18 protein-coding genes are annotated in these 22,621 nt (G+C 75.4%); 11 read left to right on the top strand and 7 right to left on the bottom strand.

What is annotated here, in order from left to right; genetic code table 11:
- Window positions 1-10: 10 nt before the first annotated feature.
- Genes ACA361_RS16835 through ACA361_RS16845 form a run of 3 tightly spaced genes read right to left on the bottom strand, consistent with a single transcriptional unit; the run spans window position 11 to window position 3,828 of the window.
- On the bottom strand, window positions 11-1,420 hold the full coding sequence (locus ACA361_RS16835) for a DUF1116 domain-containing protein (protein WP_375012909.1): 1,410 nt from the start codon (window positions 1,418-1,420) through the stop codon (window positions 11-13).
- The gene (locus ACA361_RS16840) at window positions 1,413-2,867 is read right to left on the bottom strand and encodes an FdrA family protein (protein WP_375012910.1); all 1,455 of its coding nucleotides are present in this window, start codon (window positions 2,865-2,867) and stop codon (window positions 1,413-1,415) included. The genes ACA361_RS16835 and ACA361_RS16840 overlap by 8 nt, the downstream gene beginning before the upstream one ends.
- A 22-nt stretch (window positions 2,868-2,889) precedes the next feature.
- Window positions 2,890-3,828, bottom strand: coding sequence for a DUF2877 domain-containing protein (locus ACA361_RS16845; protein WP_375012911.1), 939 nt, complete (start codon window positions 3,826-3,828; stop codon window positions 2,890-2,892).
- 560 nt (window positions 3,829-4,388) lie between these two features.
- Between ACA361_RS16845 and ACA361_RS16850 the strand changes: the two genes are divergently transcribed.
- The 5 genes from ACA361_RS16850 (at window position 4,389) to cutA (ending at window position 11,630) form a co-directional block, all read left to right on the top strand.
- Window positions 4,389-6,083, top strand: a complete 1,695-nt coding sequence (locus tag ACA361_RS16850) for a PucR family transcriptional regulator (RefSeq protein WP_375012975.1) — start codon at window positions 4,389-4,391, stop codon at window positions 6,081-6,083.
- Window positions 6,084-6,267: 184 nt separating this feature from the next.
- Window positions 6,268-7,734 (top strand): uracil-xanthine permease family protein, encoded by a 1,467-nt coding sequence (locus ACA361_RS16855; RefSeq protein WP_375012912.1) that lies wholly within the window; start codon window positions 6,268-6,270, stop codon window positions 7,732-7,734.
- On the top strand, window positions 7,731-8,597 hold the full coding sequence (locus tag ACA361_RS16860) for an FAD binding domain-containing protein (protein WP_375012913.1): 867 nt from the start codon (window positions 7,731-7,733) through the stop codon (window positions 8,595-8,597). Before ACA361_RS16855 ends, ACA361_RS16860 begins: the two co-directional genes overlap by 4 nt.
- Before the next feature lies 1 nt (window position 8,598).
- The gene (locus tag ACA361_RS16865; RefSeq protein WP_375012914.1) at window positions 8,599-9,165 is read left to right on the top strand and encodes a (2Fe-2S)-binding protein; all 567 of its coding nucleotides are present in this window, start codon (window positions 8,599-8,601) and stop codon (window positions 9,163-9,165) included.
- Complete coding sequence (gene cutA, locus ACA361_RS16870) at window positions 9,165-11,630, top strand: aerobic carbon-monoxide dehydrogenase large subunit (RefSeq protein ID WP_375012915.1); 2,466 nt, start codon at window positions 9,165-9,167, stop codon at window positions 11,628-11,630. The genes ACA361_RS16865 and cutA overlap by 1 nt, the downstream gene beginning before the upstream one ends.
- Here cutA and ACA361_RS16875 read toward each other — a convergent pair.
- Complete coding sequence (locus ACA361_RS16875; protein WP_375012916.1) at window positions 11,564-12,424, bottom strand: polysaccharide deacetylase family protein; 861 nt, start codon at window positions 12,422-12,424, stop codon at window positions 11,564-11,566. The genes cutA and ACA361_RS16875 overlap by 67 nt on opposite strands.
- Before the next feature lie 199 nt (window positions 12,425-12,623).
- On the opposite strand from ACA361_RS16875, the gene ACA361_RS16880 reads away from it, so the two are divergent.
- Both ACA361_RS16880 and ACA361_RS16885 read left to right on the top strand, forming a co-directional pair.
- Window positions 12,624-13,256: a carbon monoxide dehydrogenase subunit G gene (locus ACA361_RS16880; RefSeq protein WP_375012917.1), complete on the top strand. Its 633-nt coding sequence runs from the start codon at window positions 12,624-12,626 to the stop codon at window positions 13,254-13,256.
- Window positions 13,257-13,270: 14 nt separating this feature from the next.
- Window positions 13,271-14,179, top strand: a complete 909-nt coding sequence (locus ACA361_RS16885; protein WP_375012918.1) for a carbon-nitrogen hydrolase family protein — start codon at window positions 13,271-13,273, stop codon at window positions 14,177-14,179.
- 41 nt (window positions 14,180-14,220) lie between these two features.
- Here the strand turns inward: ACA361_RS16885 and ACA361_RS16890 are convergent, their stop codons facing one another.
- Window positions 14,221-14,595 carry an FKBP-type peptidyl-prolyl cis-trans isomerase gene (locus tag ACA361_RS16890; protein WP_375012919.1) on the bottom strand — a complete coding sequence of 125 codons (375 nt, stop codon included), beginning with the start codon at window positions 14,593-14,595 and terminating at the stop codon, window positions 14,221-14,223.
- A 133-nt stretch (window positions 14,596-14,728) separates the two neighbouring features.
- On the opposite strand from ACA361_RS16890, the gene ACA361_RS16895 reads away from it, so the two are divergent.
- Both ACA361_RS16895 and ACA361_RS16900 read left to right on the top strand, forming a co-directional pair.
- The gene (locus ACA361_RS16895; RefSeq protein ID WP_375012920.1) at window positions 14,729-16,771 is read left to right on the top strand and encodes a hydantoinase/oxoprolinase family protein; all 2,043 of its coding nucleotides are present in this window, start codon (window positions 14,729-14,731) and stop codon (window positions 16,769-16,771) included.
- 154 nt (window positions 16,772-16,925) lie between these two features.
- A complete protein-coding gene (locus ACA361_RS16900) occupies window positions 16,926-18,749 on the top strand; it encodes a hydantoinase B/oxoprolinase family protein (RefSeq protein ID WP_375012921.1) in 1,824 nt (607 codons plus the stop codon).
- Window positions 18,750-18,801: 52 nt separating this feature from the next.
- Here the strand turns inward: ACA361_RS16900 and ACA361_RS16905 are convergent, their stop codons facing one another.
- Window positions 18,802-19,386 carry a uridine kinase gene (locus tag ACA361_RS16905; RefSeq protein ID WP_375012922.1) on the bottom strand — a complete coding sequence of 195 codons (585 nt, stop codon included), beginning with the start codon at window positions 19,384-19,386 and terminating at the stop codon, window positions 18,802-18,804.
- 47 nt (window positions 19,387-19,433) lie between these two features.
- Between ACA361_RS16905 and ACA361_RS16910 the strand changes: the two genes are divergently transcribed.
- Entirely contained in the window at window positions 19,434-20,837 is a 1,404-nt protein-coding gene (locus ACA361_RS16910; RefSeq protein WP_375012923.1) for an AMP-binding protein, read from the top strand.
- 13 nt (window positions 20,838-20,850) lie between these two features.
- Here the strand turns inward: ACA361_RS16910 and ACA361_RS16915 are convergent, their stop codons facing one another.
- Window positions 20,851-21,177 (bottom strand): hypothetical protein, encoded by a 327-nt coding sequence (locus tag ACA361_RS16915; RefSeq protein WP_375012924.1) that lies wholly within the window; start codon window positions 21,175-21,177, stop codon window positions 20,851-20,853.
- Window positions 21,178-21,273: 96 nt separating this feature from the next.
- On the opposite strand from ACA361_RS16915, the gene codA reads away from it, so the two are divergent.
- Complete coding sequence (gene codA / locus ACA361_RS16920; RefSeq protein ID WP_375012925.1) at window positions 21,274-22,563, top strand: cytosine deaminase; 1,290 nt, start codon at window positions 21,274-21,276, stop codon at window positions 22,561-22,563.
- The last annotated feature ends 58 nt before the right edge of the window (window positions 22,564-22,621 follow it).

Consider the following 22,621-nt stretch of genomic DNA (forward strand, 5'->3'; position numbering starts at 1 on the left):
CGGGCCGCCGTCACGCCGTTTCGGCCAGCGCCCGCAGCGCGTCCCGGAACACCTCCGGCGGCGGCGACACCAGCCCCGCCCCGACCTGGCCGGTGCCCGCCTCGCGGCCGGCGATCCCGGTGTCGATCACCGGCAGGATCCCGGTGCGCACCACCTTCGCCGCGTCGATTCCGGCCGGGGTGCCGCGGAACGACAGCAGCGGGATCTGCAGCACCGGATGCTCGGCCAGCGTGATCTCGTACATCCGCCGGGTCGCGTCCAGCGCGTCGGGCACCTCGCCGCCGACGAACCGGACGATCGCCGGTGCCGCCGCCAGCGCGAAGCCGCCCACCCCGGCCGTCTCGGTGATGGTCGAGTCGCCGATGTCGGGGTTGGCGTCGGCGGGGCCGTACCCGCCGAGGTAGAGCCCGTCGGGGACGCCGGCCGGGCCGGTGAACCAGCGGTCGCCCGTCCCCGACAGCCGCACACCGAAGTCGGTGCCGTTGCGGGCCATCGCGACCACCATGCTCGACCCCGGCACGCCCCGGGCCGCGTCGGCGGACGCCTTGGCCGCCGCCATCGCGAAGTTGAGGAAGAAGTGGTCGTTGCCGGCCGCGAACCGCAGCACCTCGGCCGCCTGCGCGCGGGGCGCGTCCGCCTCGGCGATGCCGGCCGCCAGCTCGCGCAGCAGCAGCGACGTCGCCGCCCGGTTGCGGTTGTGCAGCTCGTCGCCCATCTGGAGCGCCTGCGCCATGATCGACAGCAGGTCCACCGGGCCGTGCCGCCGCACCGCCGACCGCAGCACCGGGCCGAGCACCGCGCCCATCCAGCGCAGCCGGTCGATCACCTCGGGGCCGTACGCGCCGTACCGCAGGACCTTGCCGAGGCCCTCGTTCAGCGAGCAGTACGCGGTGCCGCCGTGCTCGGCGTCCTCGACCACGAGCATCCACATCGACGGGCTCACCACGCCCGCCATCGGCCCGACCGCCGCGTGGTGGTGGCACGGCTCCAGCGCGGCCGCGCCCTTCTCCAGCGCGCGCTCCGCCTTCTCCGGCGAATCCGCGAGGCCCTCCAGCAGCATCGCGCCGACCAGCGCGCCGCGCATCGGGCCGGACGCCCGGTCCCACTCCAGGGGCGGGCCCGCGTGCAGGAACGTGCCGCGCTCCAGCCCGAGGACCTCGGCGGCGGGGCGCACGTCGACCAGGTGGGGCCGCGCGGCGAGCATCCGGCCGGCCGCGCGCTCGTTGGCGGCCGCGTACCCGGGACGGCCCATCACCGCGACCAGGACGTCCGCCATCTCCTCCGGCGGCGGCCGCCAGTCGACGCGCTCCACCGGGACCGCCTGCTCCTCCAGCGCGTCGGCCAGCACGCCCGCCCCGGCCGCCACGACGGCCGGGTCCCTGGTCAGCAGGCCGTTCAGCCGCGGCCGCCGCTCACCCATGAGGCCCCTTCGCCAGCTTCGCCGCGAACCGCGCGGCCTGCGCGTTCGACAGGAAGACCGACGCGCCCGCGTCGAGCAGCCCGGCCATGTGCCGGTCGAACCCCTGCGGGTCCCGCCGCGTGCCGCAGAGGGAGACGACCGCGCGCAGGTTCGGGTTGGCGCGCAGCACCGCGCGGAGGAGGCCGGACAGCGGGCCGCCCGGATCGGGGTCGGCGCCGTACCCGAGCACCACGTCGATCAGCAGCACCCCCGGGTCCGGCGTCCCCGCCCGCTCCTCGATCGCCGCGAGCCGCAGCGTCGGGTCGATCATCGGGTGCGCCCGCCCCCGGGTGTACGCGTCGTCGCCGTAGTCGGTCAGCGAGTGCCCGCCCGCGGCGAGGTCGCCGCCCAGCTCGGCCCGCAGGACGGCCGCCGCCTCCGCGCACAGCGTCCCGCCCGCGAACAGCCCCCGCACGGTGCCCGGGCCCGGAAGCGGCGCGTGCTCCGCGTGGCCCGCCGCCCAGGCCGGCGGCGTGCGGCCGAGCCGCCGCAGCGCCCGCTCCGTCGCCCGCGTCAGATCGTCGCCGGCCCCCACGAACGCGAACTCCACCGGCGTGTCGAGCCGCCGCGCCGCCTCCCGGATCAGGTCGGCGACCTGCGGCGCCGGCGGCTTGGCCACCACCATGACCAGCTCGGTGGCCGGATCGGCGTCCAGCGCCGCCAGCGCGGCCAGCGCCGACCGCCCGCTCACCTCCAGCGACAGGTCCCGGCCGCCGACGCCGAGCACGTGGCTGACCCCGGCGTCCGCCGCGTCCAGCAGGCACGCCACCTGCTGCGCGCCCGTGCCCGACGCCGCCACCAGCCCCACCGGCCCGGGCCGGACGGCGTTCGCGAAGCCGAGCCCCGCCCCGCCGACGAGCGCCGTCCCGCAGTCGGGCCCCATCACGATCAGGCCCAGCCGGGCCGCCGCGTCCTTGAGCGCGATCTCCTGCTCCAGCGGGACGTTGTCGCTGAAGACCATCACGTTCAGCCCGGCCTCCAGCGCGTCCATCGCCTCCGGGAACGCGTGCGGCCCCGGCACCGACACCAGCGCGACGCTCGCGCCCGTGCCGCCGCCCGCGCGGGCGCCCGCGCGCCGCGCCGCCGCCCCCGTCGTCCGCGCGGGCGCCGCCGCGTCCGGTCCCGCCGCGCCCGTGTCCGTGCGCGACTCGCGGAGCAGCCCGTCCAGCGCGGCCCGCGCCGCGCCGAGCGCCCCCTCCTCGGCCCGGATCGCCACGACCAGGTCCGCCGGCCCCGCCGCCTCCGGCACCTCGAAGCCCATCCGCCCGAGCATCTCCAGGTTGAGGCCGGTCGCCATCGCCGCCATCGCCCCCGCGACCCCGTCCAGCTCGCCCACCCGCCGGCTGACCCGCATCAGCGTGACCGAGTCGTGGTACGCCCCCCGCCGCACCTCGACGAAAGCCCTCATCGCTCCCCCCGAGGGTGCCGTGTCATGCCGGGACCCTGCGGGCGCGGTCGCCGGTGGCGCAGAGGGCCAGGGCGGCGCGGCAGCCCGCGTGGACGCCGGCGGCCAGGTCGGCGCCGGAGGTGTGGCCCGCGGCCAGCAGCCGGCGCACGGCGGGCGCGGCCGGCTCGTGGCCCGCGACCGCGCGCAGCACGGCGGCCACCTCGGCGCCCGCCCCGCCGGACGCGGCGCAGTGCAGCAGCGTCGCCGCGAGCGCCGTGGTACGGGTGCCCGCGTCGGCGGTGACCGCGGCGCCCAGCCAGCCGGCCAGCCACTCCGCCCGGCCGCCGGGGTCGCAGGCGCCGCCGACCAGCCGCAGCGCCACCAGCAGGCCCGCCAGGATGTCGTCGCCGCTGGGCGTCAGGCCGGGACCGAGGCCGACGATCCGCTCCGCGCACTCGACGGCGCCGACCAGGTCGCCCGCGGCGCACCGGTCGGCGAGCAGGTCCGGATCGGGGTGCCCGGCCAGCCCGCCGCGGGCGGTGCCGCCAGCCTCGCGCAGCGCCGCCTCCAGGGCGCGCACGCCGTGCGCGAGCGCGCCGGGCGCCACCGCGCCGAGCGCGGGGGAGGGGTCCCACCAGCGGCGGACCCGCGCCTCCAGCCCCTCGGTGTCGATCCGGCCGTCGCCGACCCAGGCGTCCGCGCCCTCCCGGACGCGGCGGAACGGGCGCTCGCGGCGCGTCGCCACCATCACGACCGCGTTCGGCAGCCGTACCGCGTCGGAGGTGACCGCGGCGACCACCCGGGGCTCGGCCGCGCCGCGCAGCTCCAGGTAGACGGCCGACGGGAAGGCCGCGATGACGCGGGCCGGGCGGCGCGCGGCGTCCAGCACCGGGCGCAGCGCCAGGCTCGCGGCGCCCGCGGCCGGCGGCCGGTGGCCGGGCCGCGGGGCCAGCGTGATCGGGTCGCGCACGAGGGCAGTCACGGGGTCCTCCCGAGGGCCGGAGTCGTCACCGGGGCCCGGCCTCTCTAGCCGCGACCGTACGGCCGGGCACGCGGCGTGACGTATGGAGAAAGCTGCCAAGACTGGTTGTCATCCTTCGTCTTTGTTGTCAGGGTTGATCGCACAGCGGTAGCGATCACGCCCGAACGGGCGATGTCAGCACCAAAAGAGCGAGGTGACCGTTCCCGTGAGCCAGCGTCCATGAACGCCTCACTCGGCCACAGGCCGGACCACCGGCCCCCGCCACGCGCTCGACCAGCTCGTGACGCGCACGACCACGCGCACCCCGCACCAGGACGTGTACCCGGCGCGCGCGGCACGACCCGGGCCGAACGGGAAAGGCTCCACCAGAGCCCGACCCGCGCACCTCGGCGTGCGAGGAACTCGACGCCGGAGCCGACCCAGTTGGGAGTCAACTGATGTCCATCCCCGTGGAGCCGAGGTCGTTCCCGCCTCCCGCCCCCTCCACCACCTCCACCACCTCCACCCAGGACCCCCCGCCCAAACCGCCCCGCCCCCGCCCCGCGCCCGAATCCTTCGCGATGGATCCCCCCGCCCTCCGGCTCGCCAGCACCGGCACCCTCACCTACGGGCTCCCCGTGGGCGAGGTCCTCGGCGTCTCCTCCCTCAAGGGCGCCCGCGTCATCGCCGGCCGGTCCGGGCTGGGCCGCGTCGTCCAGCGGCTGAACGTGATGGAGGTCCCCGACATCCTGTCGTGGGTCAAGCCGAACGAGCTGCTGCTGACCACCGGCTACCCGCTGCGCAACACCCCGCAGTCGCTGGACAACCTGGTCGCCGACCTCGACGAGCGCGGGCTGGCCGCGCTGGCCATCAAGCTCGGCCGGTACCTGGACTCGCTGCCCGCCGAGATGATCGCGCAGGCGGACCGGCGCGGGTTCCCGCTGATCCTACTCGCCGACGACGTCGGCTTCGACGACATCCTCAACCAGGTCCTCACCGACATCCTCAACCGGCAGGCCGCCGTCCTCGCCCGCACCGAGGAGGTGCACCGGGCGCTGGTGCAGATCGTGCTGTGCGGCGGCGGCCTCCAGGAGGTCGTGGACGAGGTCGCGGCGCTGCTGGAGGTCGCGGTCGTAGCGCTGGACGGCGAGCAGCGCGTCCTCGCCGGCGCCGGCCCGGACGAGCACGTGCGGGCGATGCGCGCGCTGGGCCGCGGCTCCGCGCACGAGGGCGACCACCTGGTGGCGCCCGTCGTCGCCGGCGGGTTCGACCACGGCCGCCTCGTCGCCTACAGCCCGGGCGGGACGCTCGGCGAGGCCGACCTGACGATCCTGGAACGCGCCGCCACCGTCGCGGCCCTGGTCATCACCAAGCAGCAGGCGGTCTCGGCGGTGGAGAGCAAGTACCGCGCCGACTTCCTGCGCGACATCCTCGCCGGCCGCGCGGGCGACGACGACCGCGTCATCGCGCACTGCGCGGGCTTCGGCTGGGACCTGGACCGGCCCGCGATGGTGCTGGTCGCCGAGCTGGACGGGCGGCCGCGCGCCGACGCCCGCGACGGCAGGGGCGGCGACGGCAGGGGCGGCGACGCGCGGGGACGCGACGCGGTGGCGCGGGACGCGCGCGGCACCGAGGAGCGCGCCGCGCAGGAGCGGCTCGCCGCCGCCTGGACCACCGCCGTGCGGCGGCACGACCCGGGCGCGGCGGTCGCCACGTTCGCGCACGAGGTGGTCGCCGTGGTGGGAGCGGACGCCGACGATCCCGCGCCGATGACCGGTGGACCGGTCCAAGCGATGGTGAAGGAGGCCGCCGCCGTCTTCGCCGAGCACCGCCGGACGTTCTCCACCGGCGTCAGCCGCACCGTCGAGACGCCCGCCGGGCTGCCCGAGGCGTACGAGCAGGCCGTCAAGGCGGTGCGGGTCGGCCGCCAGCTGCACGGCGCCGGGGCCCGCGCGCACTTCGACCAGCTCGGCGTCTACCGGCTGCTGAGCCTGGTGTCGGACCCGGCGGAGCTGCACGCGTTCGTCCGCGAGACGCTCGGCGAGCTGGCCGGCGACGACGAGCCCGAGCTGGTCGACCTGCGCCGCACGCTCCAGGTGCTGCTGGAGACCAACCTCAACGTCGCCGAGACGGCCCGCCGGCTGCACTTCCACTACAACACGCTGCGGTACCGCATCGGGAAGCTGGAGCGGATGCTCGGCCCGTTCACCGAGGACGCCCACCTGCGGCTCAACCTGACGCTGGCGCTGCACGTGCTGCGGATGCGCGGCATCTGAGGAGTGAGACCCGGCCCGCCGGGTGATAACTGATCATGCCGGAACCGTGCCCGTCTCCCAACCCGGGGCCGGTCCTTTGGCAAGAGTCGCCGATGCCTGCTGACCAGGGTCGTTCTAGGTTGCGCGCAAGGCCGTGAACGACCCGTCACCCAGCGGGCCCGGCAGGACACCAGGGAGGGTGCGCATGGCGTCTGGACCGGGCAGGTGGGGCTGGAGGCTGCACGGGGACGGGAGGACGCCGCCGCCGGGTGAGGTCGTCGCGCCGGACGAGCGGCTGTCGTGGCCGCGGACGGCGGGCATCGGCGCGCAGCACGTGGTGGCGATGTTCGGCGCGACGTTCGTCTTCCCGCTGGTGATGGGGCTGGACCCCAACCTCGCGGTGATGATGTCCGGCGTCGCGACGATCCTCTTCCTGCTGATCGTGCAGGGGAAGGTGCCGAGCTACCTGGGCACCAGCGCCTCGTTCGTGGGCGGCGTCTTCGCGATCCGGGCCGGGGTCGACAGCGCGCAGGCCGACGCGTGGGTGACCGGCGCGATCCTGGTCGCCGGCGTGGTGCTGGCGCTGTGCGGCATCCTCATCCACGTCCTCGGCGGCGCGATCATCCAGCGGGTGTTCCCGCCGGTGGTGACCGGCGCGGTGGTGATGCTGATCGGGTTCGGGCTGGCGTTCGTGGTCGCCGACACGTACTGGCCGCAGGACCACTGGGTCGCGCTCACCACGATGGCGTTCGTGTTCCTGGTCATGGTGCTGTTCCGCGGCTTCCTCGGCCGGATCGCGATCCTGCTCGGGCTGGTCTTCGGGTTCGCGCTGTCGTGGGTGCTGGACCGGGTCGCCGGCCCCGTCACCGCCGTGCTCCCCGGCCAGAACCTCATCGGGCCGGACGGGCGGGCGTGCCAGCCCGAGGGCACGTACTGCGTGGCGACCGCGTTCCCGCACGACCGGGTGAGCTTCGACGCCGTGCGGTCCGCCGACTGGTTCGGGCTGCCGCAGATGCACGCGCCCGACTTCAAGATGTCGGCGATCCTGCTGGTGCTGCCCGCGGTCATCGCGCTGATCGCCGAGAACACCGGGCACGTCAAGGCGGTCGGCGAGATGACCCGCACCGACCTCGACCCGCTCATCGGCCGCACCATCTTCGCCGACGGCGCCGCGACGGTCGTCACCACCTCCGTCGGCGGCTCCCCGACCACCACGTACGCCGAGAACATCGGGGTCATGGCGGCGACCCGGATCTACTCCACCGCCGCGTACTACGTCGCCGCGCTGATCGCGATCGCGTTCGGGCTGTGCCCCAAGTTCGGCGCGCTGGTCGCGGCCACGCCCGGCGGGGTGCTGGGCGGCGTCACGGTGATCCTGTACGGGATGATCGGCCTGCTCGGCGCCAAGATCTGGGTGGAGAACCGGGTGGACTTCGCCGACCCGGTCAACATGGTCCCGATCGGCGCCGGGATCATCCTGGCGCTGGGCCCGGTCGTGCACGCGATCGGCGACGACTTCAAACTGGAGGGCATCGCGTTCGGCACGATCGTCGTCCTGGCCGGCTACCACCTGCTGCGCTGGATCTCCGGGCGCGTCGGCGGCCCCGGCGCCGGGGAGCCGGCCGCGGCGGCGGACGGCCCGGCGGGCGCGGGCGGCGGCGCCCGCCCGTGAAGCCGCCGCCCTTCGAGTACACCGCGCCGGAGACGGCCGCCGGGGCGCTGCGCGCCCTCGGCGGCGGCGACGCCAAGGTCCTCGCGGGCGGGCAGAGCCTCATCCCGCTGCTCAACATGCGGCTCGCCGCCCCCGCCAGGATCGTGGACGTCAACGGGCTGGCCGAGCTCGACACCGTCGAGGTCAGCGCCGATGGCGTGCGGATCGGCGCGCTCGCCCGGCACGCCCGCGTCGAGCGCGACCGCGCCGCCGCCGCCGCGCAGCCGCTGCTCCGGCAGGCGCTGCGGCACGTCGCGCACCCGGTGATCCGCAACCGCGGCACGGTCGTCGGCAGCCTCGCGCACGCCGACCCGGCCGCCGAGCTGCCCGCCGTGCTGGCCGTCCTCGGCGGCACGGTCGAGGCCGCGTCCGTGCGCGGGCGGCGCACCGTACCGGCCGCGGAGTTCTTCACCGGCCCGCTGGAATCGGCGCTGCGCCCGGACGAGCTGGCGGTGTCGGCGTTCTTCCCGGCCGTGCCGCCGCTCGCCGGCACCGCGTTCGCCGAGACCGCGCGCCGGCACGGCGACTACGCGCTCGCCGGCGTCGCCGCGGTCGTGGAGCTGGACGACGACCTGCGCGTGACGTCCGCCCGCGCCGGCTACCTGAGCGTGGCCGCGACCCCCCTGGTCCTCGACCTGACCGAGGCCGCCGCGTCCGCCGTCCGCACCGGCGACTGGCCAGCCGTAGCCGCGTACGCGCGCGAGCGCCTCGACCCGGACGCCGACCTGCACGCCAGCGCCGCGTACCGGCGCCACCTGGCCGGCGTCCTCACCGAACGCGCGCTGCGCGCCGCGACGAGCGAGGCACTGCGACGGGAGCCCTGACATGCCCGAGCCGGAGGAGACGCTGGAGATCGCGCTGACCGTCAACGGCGTGCACCGCGCCGCCCGCGCCCCCGCCCGCCGGCTGCTGTCGGACCTGCTCCGCCACGACCTCGGCCTGACCGGCACGCACGTCGGCTGCGAGCACGGCGTGTGCGGCTGCTGCACCGTCCTGATGGACGGCGAGCCGGTCCGCTCGTGCCTGACGCTCGCCGCCACCGCCCGCGGCCACGAGATCACCACGGTGGAGGGGCTGGCCGGGCCGGACGGCGAGATGTCGCCGGAGCAGCGCGCGTTCCAGGAGTGCCACGGCCTCCAGTGCGGCTTCTGCACGCCCGGCTTCCTCTGCACGGTCACCGCGCTGCTCCGCGAGAACCCGCACCCCACCGAGGACGAGGTCATCGAGGGCATCTCGGGCAACCTGTGCCGCTGCACCGGTTACCAGAACATCGTCAAGGCCACCCGCCGCGGCGCCGCCATCCGGAGCTCCGCGGAGGAAGGCGGCGGCGCGGCGGGTGGGGGGTCTGGGGGGCCGCCCCCTCGGAACGAGACGGCGGCCGAGGAGTTCTGATGGGGACGCGCGACTTCGGCGGGCCCGTTCCGCGCCGCGAGGACCCGCGGCTGCTCACCGGCCAGGGCCGTTTCCTGGACGACCTGGGCCGCGGCGCGCTCGCCGCCGCGTTCGTCCGGTCGCCGCACGCCCACGCCCGCGTCACCGGCATCGACGTGTCGGACGCGCTCGACGTGGACGGCCTCGTCGCCGTCTACACCCACGAGGACCTGCCCGGCCGCGTCGGCGAGCCGCTGCCGCTGCTGATCCCGCACCCGTCCCTCACCCACGGCCGCACCGCGTACCCGCTGGCCCGCGACGTCGTCCGGCACGTGGGCGAGCCGGTCGTCATGGTCGTCGCCCGCGACCGCTACCTGGCCGAGGACGCCGCCGAGCGCGTCCGCGTCGAGTACGAGCCGCTGCCCGCCGTCGTCGGCATCGAGAACGCCGAACGCGCCGGTCACCTCGTCCACGAGGACGTCCCGGGGAACGTCGCGGCCGTCCTCCACCAGAACACCGGCGACGTCGACGCGGCGCTCGCCGCGGCGCCGCACGTCCTGGAGTTCCGGCTGGACATCGAGCGCAGCGCGTCCATGCCGCTCGAAGGGCGCGGCGTGTACGCGCGCTGGGACGCCGACGACGCGTCCCTGCGCGTCTACACCTCCACGCAGGCGTCCACGAGCGTGCGCGCCGCCATCGCCGCCAAGCTGGAGCTGCCGCCGTCCCGCGTCGAGGTGATCGCGCCGGACGTCGGCGGCGGCTTCGGCGTCAAGATCGTGCATCCGTGGCCGGAGGAGATCCTGGTCCCGTGGGCGGCGCGGCTGCTCGGCCGGGAGCTGAAGTGGGCCGAGGACCGCCGCGAGCACTTCGTCGCCGCCGCGCACGAGCGCGGCCAGGTCCAGCACGTCCGCGCGGGCTTCGACGGCGACGGGCGGCTGCTCGGCCTGGACGTGCGGATCCTGCACGACCACGGCGCGTACACCCCGTACGGCATCATCATCCCGATCGTCACGTCCACGCAGCTGCTCGGCCCATACAAGCCGGGCGCGTACCGGGCCGAGGTGGTGAGCCTCTACACCAACACGCTGATCGTCACCCCGTACCGCGGCGCGGGCCGCCCGCAGGGCGTGTTCTGCATGGAGCGGACGATGGACCGGATCGCCGACCACCTCGGGCTCGACCGGGCGGCGGTGCGCGAGGCGAACATGATCCGGCCCGACGAGTTCCCGTACGATCAGGGCCTCACGTTCCAGGACGGCCGCCCGCTGATCTACGACTCGGGCGACTACCCCGAGCTGCTGCGCCGGGTGCGGGAGCTGATCGGCTGGGACGGCTTCGAGGAGCGCCGGGCCGCCGCGGCGCGCGCGGGCCGCCGCATCGGGATCGGCCTGGGCTGCTACGTCGAGGGCACCGGCGTCGGCCCGTACGAGGGCGGCCATGTCGAGATCGACTCGGCCGGCCGGGTGCACGTCTCGACCGGCCTCACCTCGCAGGGGCAGGGCCACCAGACCGTCTTCGCCCAGATCGCCGCGGCCGAGCTGGGCGTGCCGATCGAGGACGTGCGGGTCACCACCGGCGACACCCGCCGGTTCGGGTACGCGGTCGGCACGTTCGCGTCCCGCGCCGCCGTGATGAGCGGCAACGCGATCGCGCTCGCCTGCCGCAAGGTCCGCGCGAAGGCGCTGCGGATCGCCGCCGAGGCCCTCGAGGCCCACCCGGACGACCTGGACATCACCGGCGGCGTCGTCCACGTGCGCGGCGACCGGACCGCCGCGGTCCCGCTGCGCACGGTGGCGGTCCTGTCCAACCCGCTGCGCTACGCGTTCGACGAGGAGACGGCGCGCGCCACGCAGTTCGCCGTCGGCGCGCCGCCGACCGAGCCGCCGGTGCCGCGCGGCGAGGAGCCCGGCCTCGAAGGCCGCGACTACTACTCGCCCGTCCGCTCCACGTTCGCCGCCGGCGCGCACGCCGCGATCGTCGAGGTCGACCCCGACACCGCCGAGATCGCGATCCTCCGGTACGCGGTCGTGCACGACTGCGGCCGGCTCATCAACCCGATGGTCGTCGAGGGCCAGATCCACGGCGGGGTGGCGCAGGGCATCGGCGGCGCCCTGTACGAGCGGATGGCCTACGACGCCTCCGGCCAGCTCCTCAACGCCTCGTTCATGGACTTCCTGATGCCGTACGCGAGCGAGATCCCGCGGATCGAGACCGACCACCTGGAGACGCCGTCGCCGCTGAACCCGCTGGGCATCAAGGGCGCGGGCGAGGCGGGCGTCATCCCCGTGTCCGCCGTGATCGCGTCGGCGGTGGAGGACGCCGAGGGCATCCGGATCGACGCGATGCCGATCGGCCCGGACGACCTGTTCCACCTCCGCGAGCGCGCCGGGTCCGACGCCTCCCTCCGCACCCGCCGGGGTCAGGGCTTGGCGGGGGAGGCCGGGGGCTTGTCGGGGGCGTTGCCGCCGAGGGACTTGGGCAGGTAGTTCTCCACGGCCGCGGCCCGGAAGCCCTGCTGCTCGATCCAGCCCAAAATCGTCCTGAACTGCTCGGCGAGACCCTTGCGGTAGTGCATGAGGACGATGTCGCCCGGCTTGAAGCCCTTGCCGCCGTCGCCGCGCGCGAAGCCGTTGAAGCCGACGCCGGGGCCGGTGGTGCCGTTGTAGAACTCCGCCGACCACAGCATGATCGACTTGATCCCGCACTCCTTGGCCATCTTGCGGGTGGTCTCGTTCATGCTGCCGAACGGGGGCCGGAAGACCTGCGGGCGGCGGCCGTACTGCTGCGCGATCGTGTCGGACGCCTCGCAGATCTCCTGCTTCTGCTTCTCCGGCGGCTGGAGCGCCATGTTGAGGTGGTTGACGGTGTGGTTCTCCATCACCGACCCGGCGTTGCGCATCGCCCAGAAGTACTGGCCCTGCCCCTTGACGTACCGGGTGGTCAGGTACGTCATGATCGGCACGCGTTCCTTGCGCACCAGGTTCACGAACTCGGGGTCGTACTCGTAGCCGTCGTCGATGGTCAGGAAGACGACCTTCTCCTGCGTGTCGATGCGGCTGATGACCGGCGGCAGCCCGTCCGGGGCCGGCCGCGGCGGCTTCCAGGAACCGGGCTTCGGCTTCGCCCACTGCTGGTCCTGCAGGACCGAGGCGAGCTGGGTCCGCATGGACGGGCCCTCCTCGCCGCCGGCCGCCTGCGCGCGCACGGACGGCCACGTTCCCGCGGCTACGCCGATCACGCCTGCGGCCACCGTCGCGACCACGGGCATCGTTCCTCGCATCAGCCGCGTTCTCCGTTCGGTACGTCGAGACCAGGGGGTGTGCATCGGTTGACGCGCGGGGGCGGGGGAGGGTTCGCGCCCCGATGCAAGAACATTCTCCACCTGTAGGGACGGAACGGGGCGTATCTGCCCAACTCTCGGCGTGTGCTCGGCACAAGTTGCCGTACGGCGCCGCGAACGCCTTCCGTAAGGTCGTGACATGAAGGTCACCGGCAGTGCCAACGTGGCGGCGCCGCTCCCTCGGGTCTGGGACGCGCTGCAGGATCCCGCCGTGCTGGCCCGGACGATCCCGGGCTGCCACTCCCTGGAGGAGACCGGGCGCGACGCGTACAAGATGACCGTGACGGCCGGGGTCGCCTCCATCAAGGGCACCTACGTGGGCCGCGTCGAGCTGGCCGATCCCGACCCGCCGCGCGCGTTCACGCTGCGGGCGCGCGGCCAGGGCGCCCCCGGGACGGTCGACGCCACCGTCCGCGTGCGGCTGTCGGAGGAGGAGGCCGGCACCCGGGTCGACTACGACGCGGACGCGGTGGTCGGCGGCATGATCGGCGGCGTCGGGCAGCGGATGATCGGGTCGGTGGCGCGGCGGACGGCGGGCGAGTTCTTCGCCGCCGTGGAACGGTCGCTGACCGGGGCCGAACCGGCCGGGCCGGCCGGGGCGCCCGTCCAGGAGGCGGAACGGGCGGTGCCGGGCGTCTATCCGGGCGGCCGGGCCGAGGCGCGGCCCGCGGCGGCGGCGGTCCCGGCGGTGGCCGCGTTCGCGGCGGGCGGCGCGGTCGCGCTGGCGGGCGTCGTCGTGGGGTACGTCCTGGGACGCCGGACGAGAACCTGACCAGGGAGGACACGATGAGGCCCTTCACCGCGGCGGCCGTGCAGCTGGCGCCGGCCCCCGGCCCGCTCACGCCCGCGACCGTACGGGACAACATCGGCAACGCCACCGGCTGGATCGCGCGGTGCGTCCGGGAGTCCGGCGCCGAGCTGATCGTCCTGCCCGAGACGTGCACGACGGGGTTCGCGCCCGGCGTGGGCGCGGAAGAGCTGTGGGAGCTGGTCTCCGGGATCCCCGGGCCGGTCAGCGAGCCGTTCCAGGAGGCGGCCCGCGAGCTGGGCGTCCACGTGTGCTTCGGGACGTACGAGCGCGGCCCCGGCCCCGGGACGGTCTACAACTCGGCCGTCCTCGCCGGCCCGGACGGCTCGGTGCTCGGCGTCTACCGCAAGACGCACCCGTTCCGGCTGGAGGACGCCCGGCACGGCGGCTGGACCACGCACGGCTCCGACGTGTGCGTCGTCCCGACCGGGCTGGGCCGGATCGGGATGGCGATCTGCTTCGACGGCGACTTCCCCGAGCTGTGGCGGATCCAGGCGGTCCGCGGCGCCGAGCTGGTCTGCCGCCCGTCGGCGCTGCTGCGCTCGGCCGACATCTGGGAGCTGACGTGCCGCGCCCGCGCGTACGACGAGCACGTGTACGTGGTGGGCGCCAACGCGGTCGGCGCCGACCCGGCCGGCACGCTCTACTTCGGCAACTCGATGATCGTGTCGCCGGTCGCCGAGGTGGTCGCGCGGGCCGCCAGCCACGAGGGCTGGGCCGCGGCCCGGCTCGACCCGGACGCCGCGCTGGCCTCGCTCACCCCCGGCTCCTCGGTCCCGCACGGCTTCGACCACCTGGCCGAGCGGAACCTGGCGCTGTACGAGCGGCACGCGGCGGAGCTGTTCGCCCCGGCCGTGACACCGTTCCCGCGCAAGGGGCGGGACTGAGGCGGCGGCCCGGGGCGCGCCCCCGGACCGCCGCCGCCGGATCAGCTCACGCCGACCAGGTCCACAACGAAGATCAGCGTCTCTCCGGGCTTGATCGCGGGGCTCGGGCTCCGGTCCCCGTACGCCAGGTGCGGCGGGATGACCAGCTTGCGGCGGCCGCCGACCTTCATGCCGGCGATGCCCATGTCCCAGCCCTTGATGACGCGGCCGGAGCCCAGCTCGAAGTCCAGGGTGCTCCCGCGGTTCCAGGAGGCGTCGAACTCCTCGCCGGTCGAGAACGACACCCCGACGTAGTGCATCGAGACGGTCGAGCCCTTGGTCGCCTCCGGGCCGTCCCCCTCGGTGATGTCGGTGATGTCGAGGTACGCCGGGGGCTGCCCCTCCGGGAAGTCGATCTCGGGCCGTTCAAGCGCCATCGTTCGGGCTCCAGCGATGTAGGTCGGAAGAATCGCCCCAGCTTAGTGCCCGTCGCGAGTCGCCAAAGAACGGCGCGCTCATTGGCACAACGCGACGGTTCGCCGGGAAGCGGCGCGGGGCAGGAGGATGACCATGACGGCACGGCTGCGGATCGGGATCGACACCGGCGGGACGTTCACCGACGTCGTGGCGCTGGACGAGGACACCGGCGAGATCGTCACCACCAAGACCCCGTCCACTCCGGCCGACCCGGCCGCGGGCTTCCTGGCCGGCGTCGCGAAGATCCTGGACAGCCGTCCCGGGGCGGCCGCCGCGGGCCTCGCGCACGGGACGACCGTCGCGACGAACCGGCTGCTGGAGGACCGGATCGAGGGCCTCGGGTTCGTCACCACCGAGGGCTTCGGGCACCTGCTGGAGATCGCGCGGCAGAGCGTCCCGGACGGCTACGGCAACTCCTACTTCTGGGTCAAGCCGCCGCGGATCGTGCCCGTCCACCGGGTGCGGGAGGTCGGCGGGCGGCTCGACCACACCGGCGCCGAGCTGCGGCCGTTCGACGAGGCGGGCGCGGTGGCGGCGGCCCGCTGGTTCCGCGACCAGGGGATCTCCGCGATCGGTGTGTGCTTCCTGCACTCGTACGCCGACCCGTCGCACGAGCTGGCGATGCGCGAGGTGCTGCGGCGCGAGCATCCGGAGGCGGTGGTGTCGCTGTCGTGCGAGGTGCTGCGCGAGTACCGGGAGTACGAGCGGTCGGTCACGACCCTGGTCGACGCCGCGGTCAAGCCCGTCATGTCGCGCTATCTCGCCCGGGTGGTCGAGCGGGCGCCGGCCCGCCTGCACGTGATGAAGAGCAACGGCGGCGTGCTGTCCGCCGAGGAGGTCGCGCACCAGCCGATCACGACCGTGCTGTCCGGCCCGGCCGCGGGCGTGCTCGGCGCCGCGTTCGTCGCGGCCCGCACGGGGCGCGGCTCGGCCGTCACCCTGGACGGCGGCGGCACCTCCACCGACGTCGCGGTGATCCTGGACGGCGAGCCGGCGCTGACCACCGAGGGCGCGATCGGCCGCCATCCCGTCCGGATCCCGATGATCGACATCGTCACCGTCGGCGCGGGCGGCGGCTCGATCGCCCGGATCTCCCCGGAGGGCGCGCTGAAGGTCGGCCCGCGCAGCGCCGGCGCGGACCCGGGGCCGCTCTGCTACGGCCGGGGCGGCACCGAGCCCGCGGTCACCGACGCGCACGCCGTCCTCGGCCGCATCCCGCCGCACCTGCTCGGCGGCGAGATCCCGCTGGACGTCGAGGCGGCCCGCACCGGCCTGGCCGGCCTCGCCGCCCGGCTCGGCCTCACCCTCGAACGCGCCGCCACCGGCGTCCTGGAGATCTCCGCCTGGAACCAGGCCAACGCCATCCGGCAGATCACCGTGGAGCGCGGCCTGGACGTCCGCGACTACCCGCTCGTCGCGTTCGGCGGCTCCGGCCCGCTGCTGTGCTGCCGCCTGCTGGACGTGCTGGGCCTGCCCGCCGCCGTCGTCCCGGAGAATCCGGGCAACCTCTCGGCGTTCGGCCTGCTGACCGTGGACGTCCGGACCGACCACGTCCGCACCCGGGTCATGCGCGACTCCGACCTCGACCTGGCCGCCGTCGCCGGGACGTTCGCGGACCTGGAGGGCGAGGCCGCCGCCGCCCTCGGACGCGAGGGGTTCGCGGCCGGGGCCGGGCGCCTCGCCCGCACGGCCGATCTGCGCTACTACGGCCAGGCGTTCGAGGTGCGCGTCCCCGCCCCGCCGGGCGAGGTGACCGGGGCGTTCCGCGCCGAGGTGGTCCGCCGCTTCCACGACGCCCACGAGTCCCTCTACGGCTACTGCCACCGCGACGACCCCCGGCACCCGGTCGAATGGGTCAACTACCGCGTCTCCGGCATCGGCCCGATCGAACGCCCCCGCCCGAGGGAGCGCCCGCCGGGCGACAAGGACGCCTCCCGCGCCCGCACCGGCACCCGCCGCGTCCACTTCGGCGACGACTGGGCGGACACGCCGGTCTACGACCGCGCGCGGCTGGCCCCCGGCGACACCGTCGAGGGCCCGGCCGTGATCGAGGAGTTCGGCTCGACCCTCCCGCTGCACCCCGGCTTCCGCGCCGAGGTCGACGGCCACGCCAACCTGGTGGTGACCCGGGCATGAGCGGCGAAGGCCGCGAGCCGCCGAGCGGAGGCGAGGCCATGAGCTGCGAGCGGCCCGTGTCGGCTGGAGTGAGGAGTGCAGGGAGCTTGCGACCGGAGCGACGAGGGAAGCCGGCGCGGACGAAGGCCGCGAGCCGCCGAGCGGAGGCGAGGCCATGAACAGGGACCCGATCCTGCTGGAGATCGTCGAGGGGACGCTCGCCTCGGTCGAGCGGGAGGTGGAGACGGCCATCGCGCGGACGGCGCGGTCCCCGATGATCCGGGACGCGCACGACTTCCGGGCCGGGATCCACGACCGGCGGCTGCGGAAGCTCACCGGCCGCTCGTACTCCGCGCTGGTTCAGCCGGTCGCCCGGGACTTCCCGGTCGAGACGATGCGGCCCGGGGACGTGTACTTCCACAACGACGTCTACCTGTCCGAGGGCGGCATCGGGCACCTGCCGGACCTGTGCGTGACCGTGCCGGTCTTCCACGAGGGCGAGGTGGTCGCGTTCGTCCAGGCGTTCGGGCATCACGACGACATCGGGGGAGCGGTGCCGGGGTCGATGCCGAGCCACGCGCGCAGCGCGTTCGAGGAGGGCCTGATGGTCCCCCCGATCAAGCTCTACGATCAGGGCGTCCCGAACGAGGCCGCGCTGCGCATCATGATCCGCAACTCCCGGATGCCGGACTCGCTGGCGGGCGACCTGGACGCCGAGTGCTCGGCCTGCCTGATGGGCGCCCGCCGGCTGGCCGACCTGTTCGCCAGGTACGGCCGCGCCGCCGTCGAGGACTGCTTCGACGCGATCATCGAGAACACCACCCGGACGTTCCGCCGCGAGCTGCTCGCCAAGATCCCGGACGGCACGTACGTGTGGGAGGACTACGCCGAGCACGACGGCGTCGACCCGCCCCGCCTGCACGCGCAGCGGATCACGCTCACCGTCGACCACGCCGCCGCCGCCCCGCTGGTCATCGACTTCACCGGGACGTCCCCGCAGGCCAAGGGGCCGATCAACCACGCGGGCGACTACGCGGACGGCGTCTTCCTCAAGAAGTGGCTCGCGCCCGTCCTGCGGAACCTGGCCGACACGCCCGAGCGCGCCGCCGAGCTCGACGTCAACGAGGGCGTCGTCCCCCTGATCGAGATGCGGTTCCCGGAGAAGGGCACGCTGCTCACCCCGGTGTTCCCGGCGCCGACGAACGCCCGCACGTTCGTCATCCTGCGGCTGCTGGGCGTCCTCGCGGGCGTCCTGGCGAAGGCGACGGGCGGGCGGATGCCGGCCGACCAGGAGACGATCCGCTACACCGGCGTGTACGGCGAGGACGACCGCGGCCCGTACCTCATGCGGGAGGTCCTCGGCGGCGGCTCCGGCGGCCGGCCGTACGCCGACGGGGAGGACACCGTCCACATCGTGCCGGACTCGCGGAACATCCCGGCGGAGTTCGCCGAGGCGCGCTGGCCGTTCGTCGTGGAGCGCCTCGGCCTGGCCGCCGACTCCGGCGGCCCCGGCGAGCACCGCGGCGGCCTCGGCTACGACAAGCACATCCGGATGCTGCGCGACGCGAGCTACATGTCGATCGCCGACCGCTCCATCCTGTCCTGCTGGGGCGTGAACGGCGGCCGCGCGGGCCGCCCGTTCCGCGTCGACATCGACGGCGAGGAGCTGGACGGCCTGGTCGACGGGCGCCCCGTCCGCGCCGGGCAGGTGATCCGCATCCGGACCACCGGGGGCGGCGGCTGGGGGGACCCGCTCGACCGCGACCCGGCCCGCGTCGCCGCCGACGTCCGCGACGGCAAGGTCACGCCGGCGGGCGCCCGCGACGACTACGGCGTGATCATCGACGGGGATGGCTGGGACGAGCGGGCCACCGCCGCACTGCGGGAGCGCCTGCGCGCGACCCGTCCCGCTCCGGCGTTCTTCGACCGGGGCCCGGGCTTCCCCAGGCTGTCGGGAGGCCGAACGGCAGCCGAAGTCGACCGGCCCCCACCGGGTTGACTCGTGGCGTGTCCGCCTTGCCGCGCGGCCGCCGGAGGGGACACGCCACGAGTCAACGTGGCGGGAGGGCGGTGCCGTCGATGATCAGGTCGGCACGGCGGCGGGTGGCGTCGGCGGTGAAGTGCGCGCGCTCGCGTTCGGACCAGGCGTCCCAGGCCGCGGCGAAGACGGCGCCGTCGCGTTCCAGGACGCGGGCGCGGCGGAGCGGGCGCGGGGCGTCGATCCAGATCCGGTACGCGGCCGGGCAGGCCCGCCAGGCGGCGCCGACGCCCTCGACGATCATGACGGGGGCGGGCGGGATCTCCTCCTCGGGGCCGTAGGTCTCCTCGTGCCAGCGGAAGCGGCGCAGCCGGGCCGGGCGGCCGGCGCGCAGCGGGCCGAGCACGCCCGTCTCGAACGGCGGCCACCACGTCAGCGGATCGGCGTCCCAGGGGACGCGGAAGTCGTCCGAGCCGATCAGCGGCGCGCCGTCCAGGGCGGCCGCCAGCCGCCGGGCGAACGTGGACTTGCCCGCGCCGCTGGGGCCGTCCACGGCGACCAGCCGGACGGGGCCGCAGGACGGCGGCAGCGCGCGCAGGCGGGCGGCGAGGCCGGGCCGGTCGGGCAGGTGAGGGCGGTCGGGCGTCGGTTCCGGCACGAACGGCATACTGCCCGAGGAGACCCGCCGGAGGAGAGGACCGCCTGATGCTCGGCGATGCGCGCGACATGACGATCACCGTCGACGGCCGGACGCTGCACCGCGCCGAGCTGATGGAACGGGCCGCCGGGGTGGCCGCGGAGATCGCGGGCGCGGGTGCGGTGGCGGTGCACGCGACGGCGTCGCTGGAGACGGTCGTGGCCGTGGTGGGCGGGCTCCTGGCCGGGGTGCCGGTCGTCCCGGTGCCGCCCGACTCGGGGCCGGACGAGCGGGCGCACATCCTGACCGACTCGGGCGCGGGCCTGCTGCTGGCGGCGCGCGGCGCGTACGAGGGCGAGGGGCCGCCGCTCGTCCCGGTCGACGAGGTCCCGCCCGGGACGCCCCGCGAGGCCGGACACGAGGCCGGACACGAGACCGAACAAGAAGGGGACGCGACCGCGCTCATCCTCTACACCAGTGGCACGACCGGCCCGCCCAAGGGGGTGCTCATCTCGCGGCCGGCCATCGCGGCGGGCCTGGACGCGCTCGCGGAGGCGTGGGAGTGGACGCCCGGGGACGTGCTGGTGCACGGGCTGCCGCTGTTCCACGTGCACGGCCTCGTCCTCGGCGTGCTGGGGGCGCTGCGGGCCGGGTCGCCGCTCGTCCACACCGGGCGGCCGCGCCCCGCGGCGTACGCGGCGGCGGCGGAGGCGGGCGGCTCGCTCTTCTTCGGCGTCCCCACCGTCTGGTCGCGCGTCTGCGCGGACGAGGCCGCCGCGCGGGCGCTGCGCCCGGCGCGGCTGCTGGTCTCCGGGAGCGCCCCGCTGCCCGTCCCGGTGTTCGAGCGCCTGGCCGCGCTGACCGGGCACGAGCCGGTCGAGCGGTACGGGATGACCGAGACCCTGATCACCGTCAGCGCCCGCGCGGGCGGCGACCGGCGGCCCGGCCAGGTCGGGCTGCCGCTGCCGGGCGTGCGGACCCGGCTGGCCGCCGAGGACGGCGCGCCCGTGCCGGCGGACGGGCAGACGCCGGGCGAGCTGCACGTCCGGGCGCCGATGCTGTTCTCCGGGTACCTGGGCCGGCCGGAGGCCACGAGCGCCGCGTTCACCGCGGACGGCTGGTTCCGCACGGGTGACATCGCGACGGTCGGCCCGGACGGCTGGCACCGGATCGTCGGCCGCGCCTCCACCGACCTGATCAAGAGCGGCGGCTACCGGATCGGGGCGGGCGAGGTCGAGAACGCGCTGCTGGCCCATCCGGGCGTGCGGGAGGCGGCCGTGCTCGGCACCCCGCACCCCGATCTGGGGGAGCAGGTGACCGCGTTCGTGGTGGCCGACGGCGTGGACGGCCCGGCGCTGGCCGCGTTCGTCGCGGAGCGGCTGTCGGCGCACAAGCGGCCCCGCACCGTCCATCTGGTGGACTCGCTGCCCCGCAACGCGATGGGCAAGGTCGTCAAGACCCGGCTCCGCTGAAAGGGGCGAGGGGCTAGAGGGGCAGCCGCAGGACCGTGGCGGGCCCGGCGGCGACGAGTTCGATCCCCGGCGTGGGGCGCGGCTCCGGCGGGCGCCCGGAGGCCGTACGGAACGTGCAGTACAGGCCGTCCTCCGCGCGCCACACCCGCACGTCGGCGGGCTCGCGCAGGCGGGCGGCGACCTCGCCGGCGGCGATCACCAGCAGCGCGGCCCGGTTGCCGATCACTCCGTGGCGGGCCGCCTGGGCGGCGACGAACCCGCTGACCTCGGCCGGGTCGTCGCCGGCCGCCATGCCGGGGGTGCCCCGCGGCGGCTCGGGAACGGTCTCCTGTGCCTCCATCCCGCCCGAGGCTACTCCCGCACCCGGCGTGCCCGGTGCACCACCCCCCGTCGCGCGCGTCGTATCGTGATCGTCCGTGACCTTCGAGGAGCGCCCGTGACCCTGCTGCGCAACGCCCGGCTGCCCGGCCCGGACGGCGGCCCGTTCGACATCGAGATCGACGGCGGCCGGTTCGGCCGGATCCTCCCGGCGGGCCAGGGCATCGGGCCGACGTTCCTGGACGCGGCGGGCGCGCTGGTCAGCCCGCCGTTCGTGGAGCCGCACGTTCACCTCGACACCACCCTCACCGCGGGGGAGCCGCGCTGGAACGCCTCCGGCTCGCTCTGGGAGGGCATCGCGGTCTGGAGCGAGCGCAAGGAGACGCTGACCCGGGACGACGTGATCGACCGCGCGTCCGAGGTGCTGCGCTGGTACGCGGCCAACGGCGTCCTGCACGTCCGCAGCCACGTGGACGTCACCGACCCCGGCCTGGTGGCGCTGGACGCGATGCTGGAGGTCCGCGAGCGGGTCCGGGACGTGATCGGCCTCCAGCTGGTCGCGTTCCCGCAGGAGGGGATCGTCTCGTACGAGAACGGCGCGGAGCTGCTGGAGGAGGCGGCGCGGCGCGGCGTGGACGCGGTCGGCGCCATCCCGCACTTCGAGGACACCCGCGAGGACGGCGTCCGCTCCCTGGAGATCGCGTTCGACGTGGCGCGGCGGTACGGGCTGCGGCTGGACGCGCACTGCGACGAGATCGACGACGAGCAGTCGCGGTTCGTGGAGGTGCTGGCCACGCTCGCGCGGCGGGGCGGGCTGCGCGAGCGCGCGACGGCGTCGCACACGACGGCGATGGGCTCGTACAACGGGGCGTACTCGTACAAGCTCCAGCGGATCCTGGCCCGGTCGGGCGTCAACCTGGTCTGCAACCCGATGGCGAACCTGTGCCTCCAGGGGCGCTTCGACGCGTACCCCAGGCGGCGCGGGCTGACGCAGGTCAAGGAGATGCTCGGCGCCGGGGTGAACGTCGCGTTCGGCCACGACGACGTGATGGACCCGTGGTTCCCGCTGGGGACGGCCTCGCCGCTCCAGGTGGCGCTGGTCGGCATCGCCGCGGCGCAGCTGACCGGCGCCGCGGAGATCGACGAGGCGTTCGCCATGATCACGTCCCGGGCGGCGCGGGTGCTCGGCCTCGGCGACGGCTACGGCATCGAGGAGGGCCGGCCGGCGTCGTTCGTGGTGCTGCCCGCGGCGTCGCCGTACGACGCCGTACGCCGGCAGACGCGGCCCTCGCACGTCGTCAGCCGCGGCCGGCTGGTCGCCGAGACGCCGGCCGCGCCGACCCGGCTCACCTGGCCGGGCCGCGACCCGGAGGACGTCGACTTCACCCGGGCCCGCGACCGCGCCTAGAACCTGGAGCCCGTCCCGAAGTCGCCTCAGCCGCCACGCGAGTGCGCTGCGTGGCCGG

The sequence above is a fragment of the Actinomadura sp. 21ATH genome (assembly GCF_041951345.1).
Lineage (GTDB): Bacteria > Actinomycetota > Actinomycetes > Streptosporangiales > Streptosporangiaceae > Spirillospora.